19 protein-coding genes, 1 tRNA gene and 2 pseudogenes are annotated in these 24,374 nt (G+C 71.8%); 11 read left to right on the top strand and 11 right to left on the bottom strand.

Annotated elements, in window-relative coordinates:
• Positions 1 to 158 precede the first annotated feature (158 nt).
• On the bottom strand, positions 159 to 1,721 hold the full coding sequence (locus QUY26_RS23060) for an MFS transporter (RefSeq protein ID WP_436840383.1): 1,563 nt from the start codon (positions 1,719 to 1,721) through the stop codon (positions 159 to 161).
• Positions 1,722 to 1,849: 128 nt separating this feature from the next.
• On the opposite strand from QUY26_RS23060, the gene QUY26_RS23055 reads away from it, so the two are divergent.
• Positions 1,850 to 2,830, top strand: a complete 981-nt coding sequence (locus QUY26_RS23055) for a helix-turn-helix transcriptional regulator (RefSeq protein ID WP_289949697.1) — start codon at positions 1,850 to 1,852, stop codon at positions 2,828 to 2,830.
• A gap of 297 nt (positions 2,831 to 3,127) precedes the next feature.
• On the opposite strand, the gene QUY26_RS23050 is transcribed toward QUY26_RS23055, so the two are convergent.
• Positions 3,128 to 4,150, bottom strand: a complete 1,023-nt coding sequence (locus QUY26_RS23050) for a sigma-70 family RNA polymerase sigma factor (RefSeq protein ID WP_289949695.1) — start codon at positions 4,148 to 4,150, stop codon at positions 3,128 to 3,130.
• Between the two features lie 604 nt (positions 4,151 to 4,754).
• Between QUY26_RS23050 and QUY26_RS23045 the strand changes: the two genes are divergently transcribed.
• Both QUY26_RS23045 and QUY26_RS23040 read left to right on the top strand, forming a co-directional pair.
• Positions 4,755 to 5,909: a questin oxidase family protein gene (locus tag QUY26_RS23045; protein WP_289949693.1), complete on the top strand. Its 1,155-nt coding sequence runs from the start codon at positions 4,755 to 4,757 to the stop codon at positions 5,907 to 5,909.
• Positions 5,910 to 5,988: 79 nt separating this feature from the next.
• The gene (locus tag QUY26_RS23040) at positions 5,989 to 6,540 is read left to right on the top strand and encodes a MarR family winged helix-turn-helix transcriptional regulator (RefSeq protein WP_289949691.1); all 552 of its coding nucleotides are present in this window, start codon (positions 5,989 to 5,991) and stop codon (positions 6,538 to 6,540) included.
• Between the two features lie 49 nt (positions 6,541 to 6,589).
• On the opposite strand, the gene QUY26_RS23035 is transcribed toward QUY26_RS23040, so the two are convergent.
• Entirely contained in the window at positions 6,590 to 8,119 is a 1,530-nt protein-coding gene (locus tag QUY26_RS23035) for an MFS transporter (RefSeq protein WP_289949689.1), read from the bottom strand.
• A gap of 98 nt (positions 8,120 to 8,217) precedes the next feature.
• Positions 8,218 to 8,934 carry a TetR/AcrR family transcriptional regulator gene (locus QUY26_RS23030; RefSeq protein WP_289949688.1) on the bottom strand — a complete coding sequence of 239 codons (717 nt, stop codon included), beginning with the start codon at positions 8,932 to 8,934 and terminating at the stop codon, positions 8,218 to 8,220.
• A 417-nt stretch (positions 8,935 to 9,351) separates the two neighbouring features.
• Between QUY26_RS23030 and QUY26_RS23025 the strand changes: the two genes are divergently transcribed.
• The 5 genes from QUY26_RS23025 (at position 9,352) to QUY26_RS23005 (ending at position 13,753) form a co-directional block, all read left to right on the top strand.
• Positions 9,352 to 10,686: a M6 family metalloprotease domain-containing protein gene (locus tag QUY26_RS23025; protein WP_289949686.1), complete on the top strand. Its 1,335-nt coding sequence runs from the start codon at positions 9,352 to 9,354 to the stop codon at positions 10,684 to 10,686.
• A gap of 180 nt (positions 10,687 to 10,866) precedes the next feature.
• Positions 10,867 to 11,337, top strand: a complete 471-nt coding sequence (locus QUY26_RS23020; protein ID WP_289949684.1) for a hypothetical protein — start codon at positions 10,867 to 10,869, stop codon at positions 11,335 to 11,337.
• A gap of 20 nt (positions 11,338 to 11,357) precedes the next feature.
• On the top strand, positions 11,358 to 12,695 hold the full coding sequence (locus QUY26_RS23015; protein WP_289949681.1) for a hypothetical protein: 1,338 nt from the start codon (positions 11,358 to 11,360) through the stop codon (positions 12,693 to 12,695).
• A gap of 62 nt (positions 12,696 to 12,757) precedes the next feature.
• Positions 12,758 to 13,243, top strand: coding sequence for a hypothetical protein (locus QUY26_RS23010; protein WP_289949679.1), 486 nt, complete (start codon positions 12,758 to 12,760; stop codon positions 13,241 to 13,243).
• 9 nt (positions 13,244 to 13,252) lie between these two features.
• The gene (locus tag QUY26_RS23005) at positions 13,253 to 13,753 is read left to right on the top strand and encodes a hypothetical protein (protein ID WP_289949677.1); all 501 of its coding nucleotides are present in this window, start codon (positions 13,253 to 13,255) and stop codon (positions 13,751 to 13,753) included.
• A gap of 35 nt (positions 13,754 to 13,788) precedes the next feature.
• Here the strand turns inward: QUY26_RS23005 and rho are convergent, their stop codons facing one another.
• Complete coding sequence (gene rho, locus QUY26_RS23000) at positions 13,789 to 14,979, bottom strand: transcription termination factor Rho (RefSeq protein ID WP_436840382.1); 1,191 nt, start codon at positions 14,977 to 14,979, stop codon at positions 13,789 to 13,791.
• Positions 14,980 to 15,857: 878 nt separating this feature from the next.
• On the opposite strand from rho, the gene QUY26_RS22995 reads away from it, so the two are divergent.
• On the top strand, positions 15,858 to 16,385 hold the full coding sequence (locus QUY26_RS22995) for a GNAT family N-acetyltransferase (protein ID WP_289949673.1): 528 nt from the start codon (positions 15,858 to 15,860) through the stop codon (positions 16,383 to 16,385).
• A gap of 93 nt (positions 16,386 to 16,478) precedes the next feature.
• Here QUY26_RS22995 and amaB read toward each other — a convergent pair whose 3' ends face one another.
• From amaB to QUY26_RS22980, 3 genes are all read right to left on the bottom strand, one after another.
• Positions 16,479 to 18,029 (bottom strand): L-piperidine-6-carboxylate dehydrogenase, encoded by a 1,551-nt coding sequence (amaB, locus tag QUY26_RS22990; protein WP_289949671.1) that lies wholly within the window; start codon positions 18,027 to 18,029, stop codon positions 16,479 to 16,481.
• Between the two features lie 119 nt (positions 18,030 to 18,148).
• Positions 18,149 to 19,672: a 2-oxoadipate dioxygenase/decarboxylase gene (gene hglS, locus QUY26_RS22985; RefSeq protein WP_289949669.1), complete on the bottom strand. Its 1,524-nt coding sequence runs from the start codon at positions 19,670 to 19,672 to the stop codon at positions 18,149 to 18,151.
• Between the two features lie 33 nt (positions 19,673 to 19,705).
• On the bottom strand, positions 19,706 to 20,884 hold the full coding sequence (locus QUY26_RS22980; protein ID WP_289949667.1) for an NAD(P)/FAD-dependent oxidoreductase: 1,179 nt from the start codon (positions 20,882 to 20,884) through the stop codon (positions 19,706 to 19,708).
• Between the two features lie 113 nt (positions 20,885 to 20,997).
• On the opposite strand from QUY26_RS22980, the gene QUY26_RS22975 reads away from it, so the two are divergent.
• The gene (locus QUY26_RS22975; protein ID WP_289949665.1) at positions 20,998 to 22,086 is read left to right on the top strand and encodes a LysR family transcriptional regulator; all 1,089 of its coding nucleotides are present in this window, start codon (positions 20,998 to 21,000) and stop codon (positions 22,084 to 22,086) included.
• 109 nt (positions 22,087 to 22,195) lie between these two features.
• Positions 22,196 to 22,271 (top strand) — tRNA-Arg (locus QUY26_RS22970).
• Between the two features lie 53 nt (positions 22,272 to 22,324).
• Here the strand turns inward: QUY26_RS22970 and QUY26_RS41195 are convergent.
• From QUY26_RS41195 to QUY26_RS22960, 3 genes and pseudogenes are all read right to left on the bottom strand, one after another.
• Positions 22,325 to 22,423: pseudogene (locus QUY26_RS41195) on the bottom strand (tyrosine-type recombinase/integrase); the annotation flags it as partial.
• A gap of 20 nt (positions 22,424 to 22,443) precedes the next feature.
• Positions 22,444 to 22,602, bottom strand: a pseudogene (locus QUY26_RS22965) (transposase); the annotation flags it as partial.
• 125 nt (positions 22,603 to 22,727) lie between these two features.
• Positions 22,728 to 24,233, bottom strand: coding sequence for a SulP family inorganic anion transporter (locus QUY26_RS22960; protein WP_289949663.1), 1,506 nt, complete (start codon positions 24,231 to 24,233; stop codon positions 22,728 to 22,730).
• Positions 24,234 to 24,374 lie beyond the last annotated feature (141 nt).

Genomic DNA, 24,374 nt, shown 5'->3' with positions numbered 1-24,374 from the left:
GCAACCTCGGAAGTAAACATGAACGGGCATTCAGCAGACACATTCGGGCTTCGGTCCTGGTGCAGGCGGGACTGAGGTCCTCCCGGGCGCGGGGCGGCACACGGCAGCGCCCCGTCCACCAGGAGGTGGGCGGGGCGCTGCCGTGTCGAGCCGTGAGGTCAGTGCGTCAGGGCTGCCTCGCGGGGCTCCGGCGTCTTCGACACCGGGGTGTCCGGCTGGTCGTCGGCCGAGTCGGCGCCCTCGATGTGCTGCTTCGGCTTCTTCGGCAGTGTGAGCATCAGGAAGAAGATGGCGACGAGGACCGCAACGACCCACCACAGGGCGTGCTGGAAGCCGTTGACGAACTCGGCCGGGATGCGGTCGGGGGTCACCTTCTCGTCGATGACGCCGTAGAAGACGACGGAGACCAGGCCGAGGCCGAACGCGTTGCCCATCTGCTGGACGGTGTTGAGGAGGCCGGACGCCGAACCGGCGTGCTCACGCGGCACCTCGGAGAGGATCGCGTCCGTCAGGGGCGCCACGATCAGGCCCATGCCGAGGCCCATGACGACCAGCGGAAGCGCCATCTGCCAGGACGCGATGCCGGTGCCGTACCGGTCGGCCTCCCAGATGTAGATGAGGACGCCCGCGGCCATGGTCAGCGCGCCGGCCTGGAGGACCTTGCGGCCGAAGCGGGGCACGAGCGCCTGCACGGAGAGACCGGCCGCGGCGGACACCGCGATGGAGAAGGGCACGCCCGTGACACCGGCGCGCAGCGCGCTCCAGCCGAGGCCGACCTGCATGTACATCGTCCAGACCAGGAAGAAGATGCCGAGCGAGACGCCGAACACGGTCTGCACGGCGATGCCTCCGGCGAAGCTCTTCACCTTGAACAGCGACAGCTCGATGAGCGGCGAACCGTCCTTCTTGGACTTCTGCTTCTCGTACGCCACGAGGGCGCCGAAGACGACGAGCGCGCCCGCCATCATCACGTACCCCCACACCGGCCAGTCCAGCTCACGCCCGCGCGTCAGCGGGTAGAGCAGCATCAGCGCGCCCGCCGTCACCAGGACGACGCCGACCAGGTCCAGCTTGAGGGCCTTCGGCGCCTTGGACTCCTCGATGAACTTGCGGCCGAGGATCAGGCCCGCGATGCCGACGGGGAGGTTGATGAGGAAGATCGGGCGCCATTCGAGGCCGAAGAGGTTCCACTCGGTGAGGAGCGCGCCGAGCAGCGGTCCGGAGACCGCGCCGAGGCCGACGACCATGCCGAACAGGCCGAAGACCTTGCCGCGTTCGTGCGCCGGGAAGGTGGCGTGCACGATCGAGAGGACCTGCGGCACCATCAGGGCGGCCATCGCGCCCTGCAGGATCCTGGACGCCACCAGCATGTCCGGGTTGGCGGCGAAGCCGCAGAGCGCGGAGGCGATGGTGAAGCCGGTGATGCCGACGAGGAATATCTTCTTGCGGCCGTAGATGTCGCCGAGCCGCCCGCCGGTGATCAGGCCCGCGCCGAGCGCGAGCGCGTACCCCGCGGTGATCCACTGGATGTGGCTGAACGAAGCCCCCTCGTCCCGCTGGATGGACGGGATCGCGATGTTCACGATCGTCACGTCGACCAGGTCCATGAAGGCGGCCGTCATGACGATGGCGAGGGCGAACCAGCGGCGCCGGTCCGTCGGGGACCCGGCTGTCGTGGGCTGGTGCCCCGGTGACGTGGAGGTGCTGCTGGGAGAAGTCATGCCGTAAGGCTAGGGGCCATATAGGTCAGTTCGCGTCCTAGATGTACGGGATCCTGGGATCAGGTTCGGGATGGATTTCGGGACGGGCTCGGGACGGATTCGGGACCACGGCGTACGGGAGGCCCTTCATGAGTACGGACACACCGGCACGGCTCCTCCAGCTCCTCTCCTTGTTGCAGACCCCGCGCGAGTGGCCGGGCGGTGAGCTTGCCGACCGGCTGAGCGTCAGCCGGCGCACGGTGCGGCGGGACGTCGACCGGCTGCGGGAGCTGGGGTATCCGGTGCAGGCCACGCACGGCGCGAGCGGGGGCTATCGCCTGGTCGCGGGGAAGGCGATGCCGCCGCTCGTCCTCGACGACGAGGAGGCGGTGGCCATCGCGGTGGGGCTGCGGGCCGGGGCCGGGCACGCCGTGGACGGCGTGGAGGAGGCGTCGGTGCGGGCGCTCGCCAAGCTGGAGCAGGTGCTGCCGTCACGGCTGCGGCACCGGGTGTCCGCGCTCGGCGCCGCGACGATGTCGCTCGCCACGGGGGACGGCGTGCGGGTCGCGCCGGAGACGCTGACGGTGATGGCCTCCGCGACGGCCGCGCACGAGCAGCTGCGGTTCGCGTACGAGGCGAAGGACGGCACGCCGTCGCGGCGCCTGACGGAGCCGCACCGGCTCGTGTCCACGGGGCGGCGCTGGTACTTGGTCGCGTACGACCTGGAGCGGCAGGACTGGCGGACGTTCCGGGTGGACCGGGTCTCGGAGCCGTTCGCCACGGGGGTGCGGTTCGCCGAGCGGATGCTGCCCGGTGGCAGCGCGGACGCCTATGTGCGGCGCAGTGTGCTTGCGCGGCCGCAGGAGAGGACGGCGTACGAGGTGGATGTGGAGTTCGACGCCCCGCCGGACCGGGTGGGTGGGCGGTTGCCCACCTCCCTGGGCGAGTTGGTGCCTGTCGGCGCTGAACGGTGCCGTCTGCGGGGCACGGTGACGGAGCCCGTGGAGTGGGTGGCTGCGCGGCTCCTCTGGCTCGAGTGCGACTTCGTCGTGCACGGGCCGGAGGAACTGATCGTGCGTGTGCGCGAGTTGGGCATGCGCCTGGTCCGGGCCGCCTCCGGCGTGGGGTAGGGCGTTGTTCGGCTCTCCGCCGGTGGGGGTGCCCCGCGCTCCGCGCGGGGTTTTCTCCCACCCGCCCACCCGTCTACTCCCGAACGGAGTTTCAACGCCGCGGCCAACCGCCGTCTCAGGCGAAGCAGTGATCGCGGCTGCGGGCGGCCATCCAGCCCAACCGGTGACCATTCCAGCCCGTCCGGCGATTGAGGACGAGGCGCGGAGCGCCGATAGGGGGTGACCGGCACCACCGGAAACGCACCGCCGCGAACCGGGGCCCAGGGGCAACGAACCCCCCTGCTCGCCCCGCCGGCCTCAGGCGGCCGCGTCGAAGCCCGTGTCCCGCGCCAGCTTCTTCAGCTCCAGGAGCGCGTGCTTCTCGATCTGGCGGATGCGCTCACGCGTGAGCCCGTGCTCCTTGCCGACCTCCGTCAGGGTCCGCTCACGGCCGTCCACGATGCCGTACCGCATCTTGATGATGGAGGCGGTGCGCTGGTCGAGGCGGCCGATGAGGTCGTCCAGCTCCTCACTGCGAAGCAGCGTGAGGACGGACTGCTCGGGGGAGACGGCGGAGGTGTCCTCCAGGAGGTCGCCGAACTGGGTCTCGCCCTCGTCGTCCACCGACATGTTCAGCGAGACGGGGTCGCGGGCCCAGTCCAGGACGTCGACCACGCGCTCGGGCGTGGACGCGAGCTCGGCGGCGATCTCCGTGGGCTCCGGATCCCGGCCGTGCTCGCGGTTGAACTCGCGCTGCACACGGCGGATCCGGCCCAGCTCCTCCACCAGGTGCACGGGCAGCCGGATGGTGCGCGACTGGTCGGCTATGGAGCGGGTGATGGCCTGGCGGATCCACCAGGTCGCGTACGTCGAGAACTTGAAGCCCTTGGCGTAGTCGAACTTCTCCACCGCTCGGACCAGGCCCGCGTTGCCCTCCTGGATCAGGTCGAGCAGGGGCAGGCCGCTGCGCGGATAGCGCCGGGCCACGGCCACGACCAGGCGGAGGTTCGAGCGGATGAAGACGTCCTTGGCGCGCTCGCCGTCGGCGACGAGGGCTTCGAGCTCCTCGCGCGACGCGGACACGGCGGACGCCTCGATTCCGTCGGCGTCCGCGCCCACCACACCGTCCAGTATCTGCCGGGCATAGACGCCCGCCTCGATGATCTGGGACAGCTCGACCTCCTTGGCGGCGTCGAGCAGGGGGGTGCGTGCGATCTCGTCGAGGTACATGCCGACCAGGTCGCGGTCGGCGATCTCGCCGCCTACGGCGCGAACACTGCGTGCCGCGTCGGTCCCGCCGGTGGCGGCGGACTTACGACGGGCGACGGCACGGGTTGCCATGCGTGCTCCCTTGCGTGGTTGTCACTGGTCGGTCCGTCATGGACCGGTGGCCCTGATGGTCCGGGCCCGGGGGCCGGGCCTGTGGTGGACGGCACACCTTCCCAGGTGCTCTGCATCCGATGGAAACAACGACTGGAATCCGGACAGAATTCCCAAGCCGCGCACCCGTTTTCGTGATCATGCAGTACCCTGTGCCGCCACAGCGGGCGGGGCACCACCGTCCAGACGCACAGAGGTGCAGGTCAGACCCGGACCCGAGGCGATCCCCAAGCGCTCGCCGACAGCCGCAACCACCCTGTACATGAGACCGCCGTCACACCGATACAGGCTCATTCCTGCCGGGGCCCCACCGGAAAACGGTCGCCTTCGGCCGCTCTCCCACCCAGAAGACGGTCCGCGTCGCCCGATGGTTGCCCAGCGGGACAAATCCGGCATTCCTGTATCCGGTGCTCGGCTGCCCGGACCGGCGCCGACTGCCCGTGATCAGGGTCTCGGCTGCCCGTGATCAGGTGCTCGGGCCGGGGGACCAGGCCCGCGGACCGGGGCCAGGAACCTAGGACCGCAGACCGTTACGGACGCCGGCGGCCCCGCTTACCGTGCCGCCATGACCGACGACACCAGCGGGATCCTCGACGAAGCCCTGCAGCGCCTGCACGCCTCCGGGCCCGAGCGGCTCGGCCGCCTCACCAACCACGGACCGATGGCCGTCGAGGCCCTGGTGCGCGGCGGCCAGGCCCGCACCGTGCACCGCTGGCTCGACCACTACCGCGCCAAGCTGGAGGACATGCCCGCCCCCGTCACCCGGGTCACCGACGCCGACTGGCGCGCGGCCCTGGGCGACCCGCGGCGCGCCGCCGACTGGATCGGCCACTTCGAGCGCGCCCTCGCCGAGCGGCCCTGGCGCGAGGTGCTCGCCGCCTGGTGGCCGGTGCTCCTGCCGGGCATCTCGGGCGGCTCCACGCACCCCGTGATCCGCGTCGGCCACGCCGTCCGCACCCTCCTCGGCCCCGGCGGCGAGACCGCGCCCCGCGTCGCCGAGCTGGCCCACGGCCTCGGCTACTGGGCCGCCCGGCACACCCCGCTGCCCGCGCGCACCCCCGTCGCCCTGCCGTCGTCGACCGGGAAGGCCGGGGAGACCGGGAAGGCCGGGGAGACCGGGGAGCCCAGCGAGCCCGGGGCGGCCGTCGCACTCGCCGCGGTGGAGCGCATCCCCGTGCAGGACGGCAGCCTCCCGGACCGCTTCGCCCAGCTCACCACGGTCCCGGTGTGGCCCCCGAGCCCGAGCTCCGTCCCGGACGCGGGCCCCACGCCCGACGGCCCGGCGCACCCCGACCCCGACCCCGCCCCCGACCCCGAAGCCGCCCGCGCCCGCCTCGCCGACCTCGTCACCGCCGCCGTCCACCGCTTCGCCTCCCACGGCCACGGCGACCCGATCATGCTGGTGCACGCCGCGACCGCCCCCAACGCCGTCCTGCGCACCCTGCCCGCGCTCCCCCGCGCGCTGTGGCCCGCCTCCCTGGACGCGGCCTGGGCGGCGAGCGCGGCGGTGACCGCGGCCTACTCGCCGGCCACCCCGCAGGCGTACCGCGAAGCCGAAGCGGAAGCGGGCCGCAGCACCTTCGACGAGGTCTTCGCGCGCGCCGCCGCGCACGGCGACGACCACACGATCAAGTTCGCGGACACCGCCCTGGACGTGGGCGACCGCACCGCGCGGGCCGCCGCGCTGCGGGGCGTGGAACTCAATCCGCCCGCGCTCTGAGGCAGTTGACGCGCCCCGCCCGGGGACACGGACGAGCGCCGCTCCGAGGCACACAGAAAGGCCTCGTACAGTGGGATACATGGACACGCCATCCACCGCGACCGCGACCGCGACGACGACCACGACCGCGGACACCGTCGACGCCGACGGGCCGCGCTGGCTCGATGACGAGGAACAGCGCACCTGGTTGGCGTACATACACGCCTCCACGCTCCTGGAGGACTATCTCGACCGGCAGCTCCAGCGCGACGCGGGCATGCCGCACGTCTACTACGGCCTGCTCGTGCAGCTGTCCGCCGCGCCCCGGCGGCGGCTGCGCATGACCGAGCTCGCGAAGAGCTCGAAGATCACCCGCTCCCGGCTCTCGCACGCGATCGCGCGCCTGGAGAAGAGCGGCTGGGTGCGGCGCGAGGACTGCGCGACGGACAAGCGCGGGCAGTTCGCGATCCTCACGGACGAGGGGTTCGAGGTGCTGCGCCAGACCGCCCCCGGCCATGTGCACGCGGTGCGCCAGGCCCTCTTCGACCGGCTCAGCCCGCAACAGCAGAAGTCCCTCGGCGAGATCATGCGGATCGTCGCCGAGGGACTTCAGCCCAAGGACGTGGGGGCGGACCTGCCCTGGCTCCGCTAGGAGCACCGGGCGGGTCCGGCCCCCGGGGTCGTGCGGGTGGTGCGTGGCGTCAGTGCGCCACGACCGGGATCTTCACCGCGTCCTCGACGCCCTCGCCATCGCCGGCGGCCGCCGCGGAGCCGTCGTCGGCGCCGGTGTTGACCAGGACGAAGGCGATCGCCGACGCCGCCACGAGGATGCCGACCGCCCACCAGATGGCGGACGTGTAGCCCTCGACCATGGCCTGGGCCGCGACCAGCTTCTGCGCCGCCGGGGTGGTGGCGGAGGCCGCGTGGTCGGTGAGGTACGCGGTGGTCGCGGAGGCCGCGATGGTGTTGAGCAGGGCCGTGCCGATGGCGCCGCCGACCTGCTGCGAGGTGTTGACCATCGCGGAGGCGACACCGGCGTCACGCGGCTCGACACCGTGCGTGGCGAGCGACATGGCGGGCATGAACGCCGTACCCATGCCGAGACCCAGCATCAGCTGCGCGGGCAGGATCAGACCGGCGTAGGAGGTGTCGACCTCCAGCTGCGTCAGGAGCAGCATGCCGACCGCGGCCAGCAGGAAGCCGGGCGCCATCAGGTAGCGCGGCGCGACGCGGGTCATCAGGCGGGTGCCGATCTGCGTCGAACCCACGATCATGCCGAAGATCATCGGCAGGAACGCGAAGCCGGTCTTCACCGGCGAGTAGCCCTGGACGATCTGGAGGTAGTACGTGAGGAACAGGAACAGGCCGAACATCGCGATGATCGCGAGGCCGAGCGAGAGGTAGACGCCACCGCGGTTGCGCTCGGTCAGGACGCGCAGCGGGAGCAGCGGCGACTTGACCTTGGCCTCGGTGACGACGAACGCGGCGAGCAGCACGACGGAGGCGACGAACATCGTCACGGTCACGGCGTCGGACCAGCCGTCGGACTCGGCGCGGGTGAAGCCGTAGACCAGCGCGACCAGACCGAGGGTGGACAGGACCACGCCGGGGATGTCGAGCGGCGAACGGTTGCGGCCCTCGGAGGGCTCACGGATCACGAAGTACGCGCCGACGGCGGCGATGACCGCGAAGGGGATGTTCACGAAGAACGTCCAGCGCCAGTTCAGGTACTCGGTGAGGAAGCCGCCGAGGATCAGGCCGACGGCGCCACCGCCACCGGCGATCGCACCGTAGATGCCGAACGCCTTGGCGCGCTCCTTGGCCTCGGTGAACATCACCGCGAGCAGCGACAGGGCGGCGGGCGCGAGCAGCGCGCCGAACACGCCCTGGAGCGCGCGGGCGCCGAGCATCATGGCCTCGCCGGTCGCGGCGCCGCCGAGGGCGGAGGCCGCGGCGAAGCCGATGAGGCCGGTCACGAAGGTGCGCTTGCGGCCCCACAGGTCGGCGATGCGGCCGCCGAACAGGAGCAGACCGCCGAAGGCGAGGGCGTAAGCGGTGATGACCCACTGCTTGTTGCCCTCGGATATGCCGAGGTCCTCCTGGGCGGACGGCAGCGCGATGTTCACGATGGTCGCGTCGAGGACGACCATCAGCTGCGCCAGGGCGATGAAGACGAGCGCCTTCCAGCGCATCGGGTCGGGAGCGGGTGGGGTGACGGGTGATTGAGACATGGGTGGGTCCACCTAGGAAGACAAAGAGGTGAGTACGGGGTAAACGAGACACCAGATGGGCGCGCGAACGCATGGGCCCCCGGTCGCGGGATCGGGTCCTACTTTTGGCCCAGGCCCTCCTCGCTCTTTCGCGGCTGCCGCGGCCGCGACGCGTCGAGATCGCGACGCAGCTCCTCCAACGTCGCGGCGTGCCCCGGGAGTTCGGAACGCGCCGGTGCCATCAGGCCGTCCAGGAACAGCTGGAGATGGCGGTGGACGAACTGGTCGAAGTCCACCAGGCAGCCGGCGCCGGGCAGCGGCCTGGTCAGTTGGGAGAGGGCGACCATCAGATCTCCGACAGCGATGTCGGTACGCAGCTGCCCGGCGGCGCGGGCCCGCGCCATCAGCCCTTCCACGGCGTCTTCGAGCCGGATGCGGGCGGCGTGCAGATCGGGATGGTCGGGGTCGATGGCCTCGGACAGGATCGGGCAGAGGGCGCCGATGCGCTCGTCCACCGCGGCGTGGACGAAGGCCCGCAGCGCCTCGAAGGCGGCCCCGGGGTCGGCCTCGGCGGCCGCGATGGCGTCGTCGGCCTGGGCCGTGACGCGGTCGGTGACCGAGAGGACGACGTGGTGCACGAGTTCGCCGCGGTCGGGGAAGTGGCGGTAGACCGTGGCGTTGCCGACGCCGGCGCGGCGCGCGATCTCGTCGAGGGGCACGTCGGGGCCCTGCTCGACGAACATCTCGCGGGCGGCGGCGACGATCCGCTCCCGGTTGCGCAGGGCGTCGGCCCGCGGGCGGGTTACTCGACGCTGCGCGACGGTGGCGGTTTCCACGGCGAACACTCCTCGAAGCGGTCAAAGGCCTCAGGCTCGCAGGGCCCGCGGTGGCGGGTCCAACGATTTTCCCGGTGGGAGAACTGAGGTGCGCGATCCGGGGAGTGGATCCCCGTTTCGCGCGGACACCGGTCTAAACGGGGAAACGATCCCCGCTTATTTCCAGACTTTGATGTGACCTGAGTCACACTCGAATCGCTCCCCTCTCCCCCCTGCGCCCTCGGCACCGATCCCCTCCCCCACCCCCGCCCTCCCAATGGCGCAAACCCCCGCGACGATCCCCGCGGGCACCCCCTCCCACCGGCAGAAACCCACGATCGGTCGCGCTCAGCGAGCGCCCGCGCACACCCCGGCACAGGGTGAGCGAACAGGGTGCAGCCAGGATCGGCGGCTGCCGCGGAGTGGAGGGCTCACCGCATGCAGCAGCCGACCCGGAAGGCCATAGCCCGCCCCCGCTCGCGCACCCGGGCTGCGGCCCGGGCGGCCGGGCGGGTCTCGCCGCGCACGGCGGCCCTCGCCACGCTCACGGCGCTCGCCCTCGCGGTCACCGCCTCGGCGAGCACCGGGCGGCTCCTCGCCGAGACACCCTCGGCCGCGGGGTCCACGGCGCAGGCGCGGCCGACCGCGCTCGGCCCGTGCATGATCAGCGGGGACCTCGGGGTGCAGATGCCGGAGGGCATCCCCACGGGCCCCGGCTACGCCCGTTCCACCGGCACGGTGCGCGCCCTGAACCTGATGATCGACTTCTCCGACGCCCCCGGCGAGGGCTCCGCGCTCGACCGACTCGGGGAGTTCTTCCCGCAGACCACGGACTGGTTCCGCACCAGCTCGTACGGGCGCGTGGACTACCGCGCGGAGGCGCCCGTCCAGGACTGGCTGCGGATGCCGAAGCCCTTCAAGAAGTACGGGATAGAGCGCGGCGCCCCCTTCGACCCCGGCTACCGGGAGCTGGTCGACGACATCGTGGCCGCGGCCGACCCGGACGTGGACTTCTCCGCGTACGACCTGGTGAACGTCCTCGTGACCCCGAACGCGGGCCCCTCCGCGCTCGACACCGTCCTGTCCGTGACGTTCGCGGGCAACCACGAGGCGCCCGTCGCCGACGGCGTCCCGATCTCCAACGCCTCGTTCGTCTACAGCCGCCAGGACGACGGCTCCGGCAGCTACGACCAGACCGGCTACCGCGTGCTCCCGCACGAGAACGGCCATGTCTTCGGCCTGCCCGACCTGTACACGCAGGACGGCGGGGGCGCGGTCGGCCACTGGGACATCATGAGCGAGGACTGGGGCGCGGGGAACGACCTGCTCGCCTGGCACAAGTGGAAGCTGGGCTGGCTCGACGACACCCAGGTCAACTGCGCCGCGTCCCCCGGCACCACGGAGCACCTCCTCACCCCCCTGGCCGCCGAAGGCGGCACCAAACTCGTCTTCGTCCCCCTCACCAAGAAGACCGGCTACGCCGTCGAGGTCCGCACCCAGGCGGGCAACGACGAGGCGGTCTGCCGCCCCGGCGTCCTCATCTACCGCGTCGACGCAGACGTCGACACCGGCCACGGCCCCGTCACCGTCTCCGACTCCACCCCCGACAGCGGCGGCTGCACCCGCAGCCCCAACGTCCACGCGGAGCTCTCGGACGCCCCGTACACCCCCGGCGAGACGTTCCGGGACCGGGACGCGGGGGTGCGGGTGAAGGTCGCGGGGGCGGACCTGGACGGGAATTACCGGGTGCACGTCACGCGTGGGTCCGGCTGAATCCCCGTACCGCCTCCGGGACCTCCACGCCGAGAATCAGCCACCGAGAAACCTCCCGGCGCGCACCCTCAGCCAACTCCCTAGTTTGCACAGGGGAATTGACGCTACGCTGACAACAGAAGTGCGCCTTTTCACTCAGCCATGACCAGGCAGGGCGTGAACAGCAAACCGGGGGGGGCAATGAGCTCTGAGAACGAAGCGGACCAGCGCATGCAACTGGCTCAGACGGATCCGGCGTGGGGCGGTGCCGGGGAGGCGTCGTTGGCGAGTTCGGCGACGGACAAGAAGCGCGCCGTCCAGTTCATGGAGAACCGGCTGCTGCCTGACACGAAGGCCGCCGGACGGATGGCCGAGGGCGGCGGCCAGGTGCACGCGCCGCTGGCCGGTCCGGGCTCCCCGCAGGGCGGTATGGGAAAGCCCGACACGGGCCTGAGCGGCGGCCTGTCGAGCTGGGCCACGTACAAGGGGCTTTCCGACGCCATGGCGACGTGGCAGGGCCAGACCTCGGCGCTGCTCGGACGTCTGCACCAGGAGATGAACGGGCTGCGCGGCGCGAAGAACGCCCTGCACTCCCCGGACGCCGACATCGGGTCCCAGGTCGCGGGCATCGGCGTGCTGCGGCGCCCGGCCAGCGCGTTCGACGGCATGTGACCGGCCAGGGGGATCGGACCGTGGCACTGACGTATCAGGACGTGATGACCGCCGATCTCTCGCCGCTGTCGGACGTGTCCGACGCCTGGCGGAAGATGGGCGACCGATTCGGTGAACTCAAGGACGACTACGAGAAGTTGGTCCCACGCGCGCTGGCCAACGGCAAGTGGGAGGGGGAGGCCTTCCGCGCGCACCAGAAGACGGCCACGGCGACCGGGTTCGAGTATGCGGCGGCGAGGCAGGAGGCACTGGCCCTCGCCGGCCTCCTCAAGCAGGCGCACAACAAGCTGACCGGAATGCAGAAGTCCCTGCGGGACCTGGTCGGCGACGCCGAGGCGAAGGACTTCAAGGTCGACAGCTCGGGCAGAGCCACCTATGTCGGCCTCGACAAACCCTCGCCGGACGGCAGCACCGACAACGATCCCGACTACGCCGCCATGATGGCCAAGGCCCGCAGCGCGGCGCAGGAGTGGACCGAGCGGATCGCCGACGCGGTACGGGCCGTGGACGACGCCGACCAGAGCGTGCGCCGCGCCCTGACGCGCGCGGCGGGCGGCGACCCCGCGAAGCGCGGCGGCGCCATCGGCTTCAACCCCTACGCCGACGGGAACCTGGACAAACCCTGCGTCGCCCCCTCGGGCGGCGCCTCGTCGGACGGTACTTCGTGGCAGGCCGAGGGTGGTGTCGTCCTCACCGGGCCCGGCACCGACTACGCCCTCAGCGGGCCGGGCTACGGCAGGCAGGGCATGCTCAAGCTGGCGGCCGACGGGTTCCACGTGACCGCGGACGGGAAGCTGACCGACGGCCACCGGACGTTCTCCGGCATCGCGGACGTCTATGGCGGGGCCAGGGTCACGGGGGGTCTCGACATCAGCGGTACCGGAGTCAGCCTCAACGGCGAAGCATCCGCGGGGGTACGGGGCATGGCCGAAGGGCGGGCGGAGGCTGGGAACTTCGGCGTCTACGGCCGGGGGACCGGGTTCGCGGGGGCCGAGGCTTCGGGCGAAGCGAAGGCGGGCCTGGACGGGTTCGCGATCGGGGGAAAGCTGTTCGCCGGGGCGAAGGACGGGGTCGCCGGGGGCGGCGACCTCGGCGGCATCGGCGTGGGCGTCACAGCCGAGGGCTGGAAGGGTGCCGGTGTGGAGGGCAAGCTGCTCTTCAGAGACGAGGACGGAAAGTACAAGTTCGGCGGCAAGGCCGGCCTCGGGCCCGGCGCCGTCGGACTGGAGTTCACGGTGGAGCCGGGCAAGGTAGTGGACACCGCCAAGGACGCGGCCGGAGTGCTCGGAGACGGAGCCGAGAAGGTCAAGGACATCGCGGGTGGAGTCACGGACGGGCTACGCAGCCTGCGGCCCTGAGCCCGTTCCGCTGCGGCGGCCCGCACCCACGCCCCCCCCCACGCCAGGGAAGTGAGAACTCCATGTCCAACCACCCCATAACCGTGCCCCTTGAACTGCGGCTCCCGGAGAGCTGGCAGGCGGCGCCCCCGGAGCTGGTGGGTGTCCCGGACGCCGCCTTCGTCGCGGTCCACGCGCATCCGGACGACGGCTTCACCGCCAACGTGACCGTCGACAGCGCGTACCGGCCGGACACCGCAACCCTGGCCGAGCTCGGGGACGAGTCAGTGGCAGACCTGAGCGTGGTCGCCGAGTCGCTGGACGTCATGAGCCGCCACGAGATCGGCTCCGCCGCGGCCCCCGGCCTCACGCAGACACTGGCCCTCACCACCGTCGTGAACGGCGTGCGCCGCGAGCTCACGCAGTCCCAGGTGTATCTGTCCCTCCTCGATGTCCGCGCCCCGGGCCGCCGCACGGTGGTCCGGCTGATCCTGACCGCCACCACGGCCCAGCACGACGACGTCCTGGAGGACTTCCGGGACATCGTGGCCACGGTGCGGCCCAACTAGGTTGCTCCCATGGGTATCTTCAGCCGCTTCGAACGCGTCACGCATCCACCTGACGACACCGCACCGCCCTGCACACCGGAGGAGGTCATCGAGGCGCTGCTCGACCTCAACGGGCCCGACGCCCCCTGGACCGTGCGCGACGGTGAGCCGAAGGAGGGGGCCGACCTGGTTGCGGACTGGCATTGCACGGACCCCGCCTGGCGCACGTACTTCTACCGGGTCAACGACCAGTCGGTCCTCCAGACGCGAATGCGTCTGATGCCGGACGAGCACCAGGTCCGCGCGCTCGACTGCTATTGGCAGTTGGGCAATTCGACAGGCGACATCTACACCTGGGGCAAAGGCCAGTACCGGTACGTTTCCGCCGCCTGGGAGCTCAATCGCGGACCGGACGGCAAGCGTCGATTCGAGAGGCTGCCAAGGACCGACACCGCGGACCTGAAGAACCACCTGCGGGACACCGTGCTCGACATGGGCTGGTCCTGGCGGGCCAGGTTCTCGAAGCTGTGACCGCGCCGCACTCCGCACCTGGGGCGCCCCGGGCCTCATGCGGCCACGGCCGCCGACGGCACCGTCTCGCGGACCTGGCGTAGGAACACCGCGTTGCTGGGTGTCTTGCGCAGGTGGCTGAGCAGGGCCTCCACGCCGTCCTGGCCCTCTCGGCGCACCAGTGCGCGGCGCAGACCTCGCACGGCCGCCAACTCGGATGCCGGGACGAGGAGTTCCTCGCGCCGCGTGCCGGAAGGCGTGACGTCGACGGCCGGGAAGACGCGGCGGTCGGCGAGGGCGCGGTTGAGGCGGAGTTCCATGTTGCCGGTCGACTTGAGTTCTTCGAAGTAGTAGTCGTCGGCGCGGGAGCCGGTTTCGACGAGGACGGTGGCGAGGATGGTCAGGGAGCCGCCCTCCTCGGCCAGTCGGGCGGCGCCGAAGAGGCGCTTGGGGCCCTGGACGGAGGCCGCGTCGACGCCGCCGCTGAGGGTGCGGCCGCCGGACGCGGCGGAGTTGTTGTAGGCGCGGCACAGGCGGGTCAGGGAGTCGAAGAGCATCACGACGTCGCGGCCCTCCTCGACGAGCCGCTTGGCGCGTTCGACGGCGAGTTCGGCGAGGGCGATGTGGGCCCTGGGCGGGCGGTCGAAGGTGGAGGCGAGGACTTCGCCGCGTACGGAGCGCCGCATGTCGGTGACCTCCTCGGGCCGTTCGTCGAGGAGGACGACCATGAGGTGGCACTCGGGGTGGTTCTCGGCGACGGCGGCGGCGAGCTGCTGGAGCAGCACGGTCTTGCCGGTGCGCGGCGGCGCGACGATCAGGCCGCGCTGGCCCTTGCCGACGGGTGCGACGAGGTCGACGACGCGGGTCGCGACGGAGCTGTGCGGGTTGCCGGTGGTTTCCAGGCGCAGTCGCTCGCGCGGGTGCAGCGGGGTGAGGTCGGCGAACTTGCGTCGGGCGCCGGGCACTTGGGGTGCGCGGCCGTTCACGCGGGCGACCTCGGTGAGCACGCGCGGCTTCTCGCCGCAGGTGCCCTCGACGAAGTCGCCTGCGCGCAGGCCGAGTCGGCGGATGAGGGCGGCAGGGACGAGCACGTCCGCCGGGCCGGGGAGGCAAGGGGCGCCGCGCAGGTGTCCGTTGGGGGCGTTGCGGCCGGAGCGGTCGTCGCGGTGGGTGTGGGTGGACGCGATGTCCAGGACACCGCTGTGGAGGATCTGGCTGGTCATGAGTGTGGGTCCTTTCGCGGACATGCGAATGAAGGGGGCCCGCGCGGCGGGGAGTTCACGCCTGGCACGACGGGCGGATCGGCGGGAGCGCGGCCGCAGGAACGCGGACCACGAGCGAGCCGTGAAGTGAAGGTGAAGCGAAGTGGAACGAGCCCCGCGTGGGCGGGAAACGAAACCCGTGCGGGCGGGGAGTCGATGAGACGGACCGCGACACCCGAAACGGGGGAGAGAAGCACCGGCGCCCAGAGGGGGCGTGCACAGGTACTTTCCGCACCGTAGCACACCCACGGCGCTCACGGCGCAATCCGCTGCGGATCTTGAGCCTCCGCACGCCTGGTGACGCTATGTGCGTGATCCAGTACGTTCAGTGTCTGCGAGGGGGCGTGAAAGCGTCATCGCCCTCCCTGACCTCTCGCCTCTCCCAGCCCTCCAGCCGCCCCAGTCCCTCCAGCCGCTCCAGCTCTCCAGCCGCCACAACTCTCCAACTCTCCAACCCTTCCAGTCCCCCCGAACCGCGTCGGCCGATGCCCCTGAGCGCGTCGGCCGGCGCTCGGACAGCCCGTCCCACACCTGACCGCCCCGCCCGACTGCGCCCCCCACGGGCAGCCGTGCGGGGGTGGGCACGGGCGGCGGGAGGGTCGCACGCGGTCCCAGAACGCCGCGTGCGACCCTGGCTGCCAGGCCGGCCGACGGCCCGGCAAGCGACCCGGTACGGGCATCGGGGCCGCGGCATCGGCCCACCCCACGGCGAGCACCCCACGGCGAGCACCCCACGGCGAGCACCCCACGGCGAGCACCCCACGGGGGACGAAGCGCCTCACAACCCCCATCACCGCAAGAGACTCAACAACTCAGGCCGATCGCCCTGCCGTTCGGACCCCGACCCGCCGTACCGTTCTCCCATGCCCGAACTCCAGCGCCTGCGCCCCGACCACGCCCCGGCCCTGCTCGCCTTCGAAAAGGAGAACCGCGCGTACTTCGCCGCGTCGGTACCGGACCGCGGTGACGCCTACTTCGCCGAATTCGACGCGCGTCACGCGGCACTCCTGGCCGAGCAGGAGGCCGGGACCTGCCACTTCCACGTCCTCGTGGGCGGGGACGGCGAGATCTTCGGGCGGGTCAACCTCATCGACGTGGCGGACGGCACGGCCGAGCTCGGCTACCGCATCGCCGAGAAGGCCGCCCGGCAGGGCCTCGCCACGTCCGCGGTGGAGAAGGTGTGCGGGCTCGCGGCCACGGAGTACGGCCTGACGTCCCTGCACGCGTCGACGACCCACGACAACCCCGGCTCCCAGGCGGTCCTCGCCCGCTGCGGATTCGTCCCGGCGGGCGAGATCGAGCTCGACGGCCGGCCCGGGGTCACGTACTCCAGGGACCTGACGGGCCGCGCCCGGACAGGGGCCGTGTCCGGGCGACGGTACACCACATAAGGGGCCGTTCAGGGCGATTCGCGTACCGGGGGTCGCGGCGGCCCCACACGGCCCGTACGCCCCACGGTCACAGCCGCCTCAACCGCCCCACCGTCACAGGAAGCTGACGTTCTGCGCGAGCGCGAGCCGCCCCGAGTAGTTGACGGTGTTCGTCGCGGACCGCATGTACGCCCGCCACGCGTCGGACCCGGACTCCCGCCCGCCGCCGGTCTCCTTCTCGCCGCCGAACGCCCCGCCGATCTCCGCCCCGCTCGTGCCGATGTTGACGTTGGCGATGCCGCAGTCGGACCCCTCGGCGGACAGGAACAGCTCGGCCTCGGCCTGGTCGCGGGTGAAGATGCTGGAGGACAGGCCCTGCGGCACGTCGTTGTGCAGGGCGATCGCCTCCTCCAGCGTCTCGTACGTCATGACGTACAGGATGGGCGCGAAGGTCTCCTCGCGGACGATCCCGGTCTGCGCGCCGACGCGGACGATCACCGGCTCGACGTACGCGGCGTCGGGCGCGAGGTCCGCGAACCTCCGGCCGCCGCCCGCGAGCACCTTGCCGCCCTCGGCCTGGGCGCGGGCCACGGCCTCCTGCATGCGGTCGAGCGCGGCCGTGGAGATCAGCGGCCCGACGAGGGTGGCCTCGTCGAAGGGGTCGCCGACGGGCAGCTTGGCGTAGGCGGCGGTGAGCCGGGCCACGAGGGTGTCGGCGATGTCGCGGTGCACGATGAGGCGGCGCAGCGTGGTGCACCGCTGTCCGGCCGTGCCCGCCGCCGCGAACACGATGCCCTGCACGGCGAGGTCCAGGTCGGCGGAGGGCGCGACGACGGCGGCGTTGTTGCCGCCGAGTTCGAGCAGCGTCCGGCCGAACCGGGCGGCGACGCGGGGCCCCACCTCGCGCCCCATGCGGGTGGACCCGGTGGCGCTGACGAGCGCGACCCGGGAGTCGTCGACGAGTTGTTCGCCGACGGCCCGGTCGCCGATGACGAGCCGGTGCACGCCGTCGGGGGCGCCGACGTCCTCGGCGGCCCGTTCGAGGAGCCGCGCGCAGGCGAGGGAGATCAGCGGGGTCAGCTCGGACGGCTTCCAGACGACGGTGTCGCCGCAGGCCAGGGCCACGGCCGTGTTCCACGACCACACCGCGCAGGGGAAGTTGAACGCGGAGACGACGCCGACGACGCCCAGCGGGTGCCAGGTCTCGGTGAGCCGGTGCCCGGGCCGCTCGGAGGCGATGGTCCGTCCGTACAGCTGCCGGGACAGGCCCACCGCGAAGTCGCAGATGTCGATCATCTCCTGGACCTCACCGAGCGCCTCGGAGCGGATCTTGCCCGCTTCGACGGTGACGAGGTCGGCCAGGTCCTCCTGGTGCTCGCGCAGCAACTCGCCGAGTCTGCGAACCAGTTCGCCCCGGCGCGGGGCCGGGGTGGAGCGCCAGTCGAGGAAGGCCCGGTGCGCGTCGGCGACGGCCTCCTCGACATCGGCCGGGGTGGCGGCGCGCACGGGGAACAGGCGCTCGCCGGTCAGCGGCGTACGCGCGTGGCAGACCTCGCGCTCGGTTCCGCCGCCGCCCGCGCCTTCGTCGAGCGTGACGCCGACGCGGTCGAGGGCGGCGCGGGCCCGGGTACGGAGGTCGTCGGTGGTGGGGAGGGTGCGGGGCATGGGTCTCCTTCGGATCGGCGGGCCGTGAGCGGGCCGGGGGCGAGCGGCCCGGGTGGCGGAATGTCGACAGCACCCGGGCTCGGGACCAGGACAGAACCTGTCCGGGTCAGGGCGGTCGGTCAGACAGTCGGCGTCACCTCTACCCGTTCGAGCCGCAGTTCCTCCGCGACCCGCCCGAGGGACTCCGCCTGCTGCCCCTCGTACAGGGCGAACGGATCCAGCACCTCGCGACCGACGGCGCCGGACAGCCAGTCGCTGTCGTACGCGGCACCCGCCTCGCCGTCCTTGCGGGTGCCGGAGCCGTCCAGGTTGGACTGGAAGATCCCGGCGGCGGACCGGGGCAGGAAGTCCTCGTACACGATGGGGTCGGCGCGCACCCAGCCCTCGCTCAGGAGCCCGGGCAGGTCCGTCGGCGGCGTGCGGCCGTCGCGGGGCCGGTCGGCGACGACGTGGTACGTGAAGTGGGCGAGGCCGCGTTCGGCGAGGCCGTGCTCGGTGCGGGGGAAGTGGTCGGGCCAGAGGGCGCGGGAGCGGTCCGCGCGGGTGGTCGGGGCAGCGGGAGCGCGGTCGGCCGCTCCGGACGCTCCGGACGCCCCGGCCGTCCCGGACGCCCCGGCCGCTCCGTCCGCCCCCTCCGCGTCGAGCCGCGCCAGCAACTCGTCGTACAGCGCACGTCCCCGTCGGCTCAGCGCGATCCCCCGCGCCTCCACCTCCCCGAACCGCACCCGCAGCGCCCCCGCCACCACGCTGCCGTCCGGCTCCCGCATGGCGCGCGGCTCGTCGAGGGCCCGGAAGGAGGTCTGGCGAAGCAGCACGTCCGGTCCGTCCCACTTCGGCGGCCCCTGGATGGCGTCGATCATGCGGACGCCCCGGTCGGTCATGCGCCGGTACAGCTCGTCGATGTCGAGTACGCGCGGGGTCAGATGGTTGATGTGCGTGCTGCGCACGCCCCCGATGTCGGCGGCGACGGCGGAGACCCGCTCCAGCGTCTCGTACCACGCCCGGTCGACCGGCTCGGGCGACAACTCGAAGGCTCCTACGGCGAGTTGCAGGAACCGCTCGGCGTCGCCGCCCGGCAGCCCCTGCTCCGCCTCGGCCCGGTCGGCGAGGGCGAGCAGCTCGGCGGGGAACAGCTCCCGCTCCCCCAGGAACCGTTCGAGCCCGGCCCGCAGGTCGGCGTCGAAGAAGCGGGGGTCGGCCGGCGTGAGCAGCGAGGTGAAGACGCGGAAGGGGTTGCGGGCCAGCTCGTCGCCGTCGACCGGCCGGAAGGCGGTGGACACGACGGGCACGGCGCTGGCGGCGGCCTCGCGCAGGTCGTAGAACCCGACGGGCCGCATCCCGAGCGCGCCGAAGACCCGGCCGACCTGCGCCAGCTCGGCGGGCGTCCCGACCCGGATGGCCCCGTGCCGCTCGGCGGTCACCCGCCCGATCGCCCCGAGCCGCTCGGCGTCCGCGCCGCGCTCGCGCAGCACGCCCTCGTTCACCTCGCGCGAGACGTCGACGAGGGTGGTGTACGCGGGGACCTCGCGCCCGTACATGGTGGAGAGGCGGGCGGCGAAGGCGGCGCGGAGCTGCCACGGAGTGAGCCATGCGGCCCCCTCGGGGTCGGCGCCGGACACCTCGCGCGCGGCCTGATGATCCATCAACGTGCCTCCCTGTCGGCCAGATCCTGCTCGTCACACGATGTGGGCCTCGGGGCGCCCGCCGCCGGCCGCGTCGCCGTCGCCGTCCTGGAAGCGGTCGGCGCCGAGCGGGGTGACGTCGACGCACGGCGGCCGCCCGAGGTGGAGATCCCGTACAACCTCTCCCACAGCCGGGGCCTGAAGGAACCCATGACCGGAAAACCCGGTGGCGTAAAGGAAGTTGGAGACGCGTGCGTCCCGTCCGATCAGGGCGTTGCGGTCGGGTGTGACCTCGTAGAGCCCGGCCCATCCTTCGGCGATCTCCAGGTCCGCGAGGGCGGGGGCGCGCCGCCGCGCCGCGTCCCGGAACAGCTCGACCCACTCCTCGGTCCAGGTGGTGTCGAAGCCCTCCTCCTGGGCGGGGTCGGCCAGCCCGATCAGCAGCCCGTCGTCGCTGTTGTGGAAGTAGGCGGTGGAGGAGAAGTCGATGGTGAAGGGGATGCGCGGGGCGGGCGGGTCCAGGGGCCGGGTGAGAGCGATCTGGCGCCGCACGGGCCGCACGGGCAGCCGCACCCCGGCCGCCTCGCCGACCCCGGCGGACCAGGCGCCGGCGGCGCACACCAGGGTGGAACAGGGGATGACGCCGCGGTCGGTGCGGACGGCGGTGACGCGCCCGCCGCCGTCGTCGAGGTCCACGCCGGTGACCGTGGTGCCGGTGCGGAACCGGACTCCGGCGCGGGCGGCGGCGCGGGCGTAGCCCTGGATGACGAGGCCGGGCCGCGCGTGGCCGTCGTCCGGCGAGTGGACGGCGCCGACGAGGCCGTCCTCACGTACGTACGGACACAGCGCGCGAGCGCGCGAGGGGCTGATGACGCGGCTCGGCACCCCCAGGGCGTTCTGCGTGGCGACGCTCTCCTCGAAGGCCGCGAGATCGGCTTCCTCGCTCAGCAGGAACAGATACCCGACCTGCTCCAACCGGATGTCGCCGCCGGGCCTGCGCCCGAAGTCCGCGTACGCCCGCAGGCTCCGCAGCCCGAGCTCGATGTTGACCGGGTCGGAGAACTGCGCCCGTACGCCCCCGATCGGCTTGCCCGAACTGCCGCACCCGAGCGTGCCGCGCTCGACGACGACGATGTCCTCGACCCCGGCCTCGGCGAGGTGGAAGGCGATGGAGACGCCCATGACGCCGCCGCCGACGATGACGGTCGAGGGGGTGCCGGACGTAGCGGTCACGGTGCGATCCCTCCCACTCGGCAGGGGCAAGGGGCAGTCAACAGGAGCTCGACGCGATCTACCGGTCATCGTGCAGCAGCGCGACCATTGACGTCCATGAACAGATCCTGCGCGTGACCGTTGAGCATCGCTATACGAAGGAACACCGCTATACGAAGGAACACCGCTGGACGAACGCGCCCAGGAACGAGAAGTACGAGCAGTACGAGCAGAGCGAGAAGTACGAGAAGACGGAGGCGCACGATGCCGACCCCCGACCGCGCCCCCGCACCGTGCCGCGGCCCCGCGCCCTCCCCCGCCCCGTGAACTGGACCAGCGCCCAGCTGCGCTCCCTCATGGAACTGTCCAGAAGAGGAACGATCACGGCGGTGGCCGCGGCGCTCGGGTACACGCCGGGCGGCGTGTCCCAGCAGATCGCGGCACTGGAGCGGGCCACGGGCCGGGAGCTGCTGCGCCGGGCGGGCCGCAGGGTGGAGCTGACCGAGGCGGGCCGCACGCTAGCCGAGCACGCGGAGCGGATCCTCGCCGCGGAGGCGGAGGCGATGGCGGCCGTGGAGCGAACCCGCACCGAGATCACCGGGGTCCTGCGGGTGGCGCTGTTCGCGACGGCGGCGGCGGACATCCTGCCCGAGGCACTGCGCCGGGCCCGCGAGGCGCATCCCGGCCTGGAGGTGCGCAGCAGGGACATGGAGGTGGACGACGTGTACGACGCGGTGGCGTCGGGGACGGCGGACCTGGCGCTCGGCCTGGACTACCCGGACGTGCCGATCCCCCGCGACCCCGGCCTGCGCGTACGCCACCTGCGCACGGAACGCTTCGCGCTGGCGCTGCCGCCGGGGACGTACGCCGACCGCCCGCCCGCGCCCCTGCCCCTCACCGAGGCCGAGCCGCTCCCCTGGATCCTGCCGTCCCCGTCCACGTACTACGGCAGGGCGATCCGCACGGCCTGCCGCCGGGCGGGCTTCGAACCCCGGGTCCACCACGAGGTGACGGACACGGCGGCGACGCTGGCCCTCGTGGAGGCGGGGGTCGGCGTCGCCACGGTCACGGACCTGATGCTCCGCCTGCGCCCCTCTCGGGTGGACGTCCTCCCCCTCACCCCGCCCCCGGAGCGCCACATCGTGATGGTCTACCGGACCGCGTCGGCATCCCTGCCCACGCTCACCTCGCTGATCGCGCTCCTCGAAGGCGACGCGGGGTAGCACCCGCGAGCGGGCACGGGGCCGTCCACAGGACACCTCGGCCCCCTGCCGGGCACCGCCCCCACCACCATCCGGCCCCACACCTCGATCCGCTACGCTGTCCTGGTCTGCCTTCGTAGCTCAGGGGATAGAGCACCGCTCTCCTAAAGCGGGTGTCGCAGGTTCGAATCCTGCCGGGGGCACCAGGCAAAAGGCCCCGGACCGATCATGGTCCGGGGCCTTTTGACGGCAGTCCCCCTCAGGCGGCCGGTCGACGGCGCTTGAGCAGCCTATCCATGTGGCTGATCGCTTCCCGCTGGGTGTCGTGCACAACGTGCGTGTACACGTCCATGGTGATGCCGGCCGGTCGGACGACGCGGAGCCGTTGCGGCGCCACCGCGACACCCAGCTGTGCAGCGTGCCGGAGTGCACGCCGAGTTCCTCGGCGACCTCCGGGATCGGCCTGCCCGTCTCGATCACGATGCGTACAGCACCCTCACGAAACTCAGGCGTGTACGTCCGTTGCTTGAGCCCCATGAACCCCAACTTCCCCTGCAATCACGGACTCCACGCTACGAGGGGAGGGACACTGTTGGTCTGCGCAGAACGATGGCCGCAAGAAGCCCACGGCTTCTTGCGGCCATCAATCGTACCGATGCGAGCTAATGACTCCCGGTGAGTTCGCCGCTGAGCTTCTCGTGGATCTGGGCGCTCGGCTTGTTGAGGCCGATAATCTCGACCGTCTTGCCGCGCTGGGCGTACTTCGTCTCGATCGCGTCGAGAGCGGCGACCGAGGAGGCGTCCCAGATGTGGGCGGCGGTGAGGTCGATGACGACCTTGTCGGGGTCGGTGGCGTAGTTGAACTGGCCGACGAGGTCGTTGGAGGAGGCGAAGAACAGCTCGCCGGTCACGGAGTAGACGACGCTGTCGCCGTCGGGGTCGGTGACCGCGGTGACGTTGGCGAGGTGGGCGACGCGCTTGGCGAAGATGACCATGGCCGTGAGGGATCCGACGACGACGCCGATGGCGAGGTTGTGGGTGGCGACCACGCAGGCCACAGTGATGACCATGACGGCGATCTCGCCGGTGGGCATCCGCTTGAGGGTCTTGGGCGCGATGGAGTGCCAGTCGAAGGTCGCGAAGGACACCATCACCATCACGGCGACCAGGGCGGCCATCGGGATGTCGGAGACGACCGGCCCGAAGACGACGCACAGCACCATCAGGAACGAGCCCGCCAGGAACGTGGACAGGCGGGTGCGGGCGCCGGACACCCGTACGTTGATCATCGTCTGGCCGATCATGGCGCAGCCGCCCATGCCGCCGAAGAAGCCGGTGACGATGTTGGCGATGCCCTGGCCGATGGACTCACGAGTCTTGCTGGAGTGGGTGTCGGTGATCTCGTCGACGAGCTTGGCCGTCATCAGGGATTCCATCAGGCCGACCAGCGCCATCGCGAGCGCGTAGGGGGCGATGGTGGTCAGGGTGTCCATCGTGAACGGCACGTCCGGCAGCCCCGGCACCGGCAGGGACGAGGGCAGCTCGCCCTTGTCTCCGACGGTCGGCACCGCGATCCCGGCGGCGACCGTGATCACCGTGAGGATGACGATGGAGACCAGCGGCGCCGGGATCACCTTGGTGACCTTCGGGAAGAACACCATGAGCGCGAGGCCGCCGATGATCAGCGGGTAGACGGGCCAGGGCACGTCATGCATCTCGGGGACCTGCGCCATGAAGATCAGGATGGCCAGCGCGTTGACGAAACCGACCATCACCGATCGGGGCACGAACCGCATCAGCTTGGCCACCCCGAGCGCGCCCAGGACGACCTGGAAGACGCCGGCCAGGATGACCGCGGCGATCAGGTAGCCCAGGCCGTGTTCGCGGTTGAGCGGCGCGATGACCAAGGCCACCGCGCCGGTCGCGGCGGAGATCATCGCCCGGCGTCCGCCGACGATCGAGATCACCACGGCCATGGTGAAGGACGCGAACAGGCCGATCGCCGGATCGACGTCGGCGATGATCGAGAAGGAGATCGCCTCGGGGATCAGGGCGAGGGCGACCACGAGGCCGGCCAGGACCTCGGTGCGCCAGACCTTCGGGTCGTTCAGCCAGTCGGGCTTGCGGCCACGCAGCCGCGCGGCCGGGGACAGTGCGGACGTAGACAAGAGCAGATACCTGTCGTGCTCGGGCACACCCGGCCGTGGCGTGGGCGTGCGGGAAGGCGCGGGAAGGCCGAGGCGGCCATCCGCGGAGCCCACGTACGGCGGGCCGAAGTTCAGAAAGCAGGCGCGAGCAGAGGCTCCGGG

This window comes from Streptomyces flavofungini (assembly GCF_030388665.1).
Classification (GTDB): Bacteria; Actinomycetota; Actinomycetes; order Streptomycetales; family Streptomycetaceae; genus Streptomyces; species Streptomyces flavofungini_A.
This window is presented reverse-complemented; position numbering and strand designations above follow the sequence as displayed.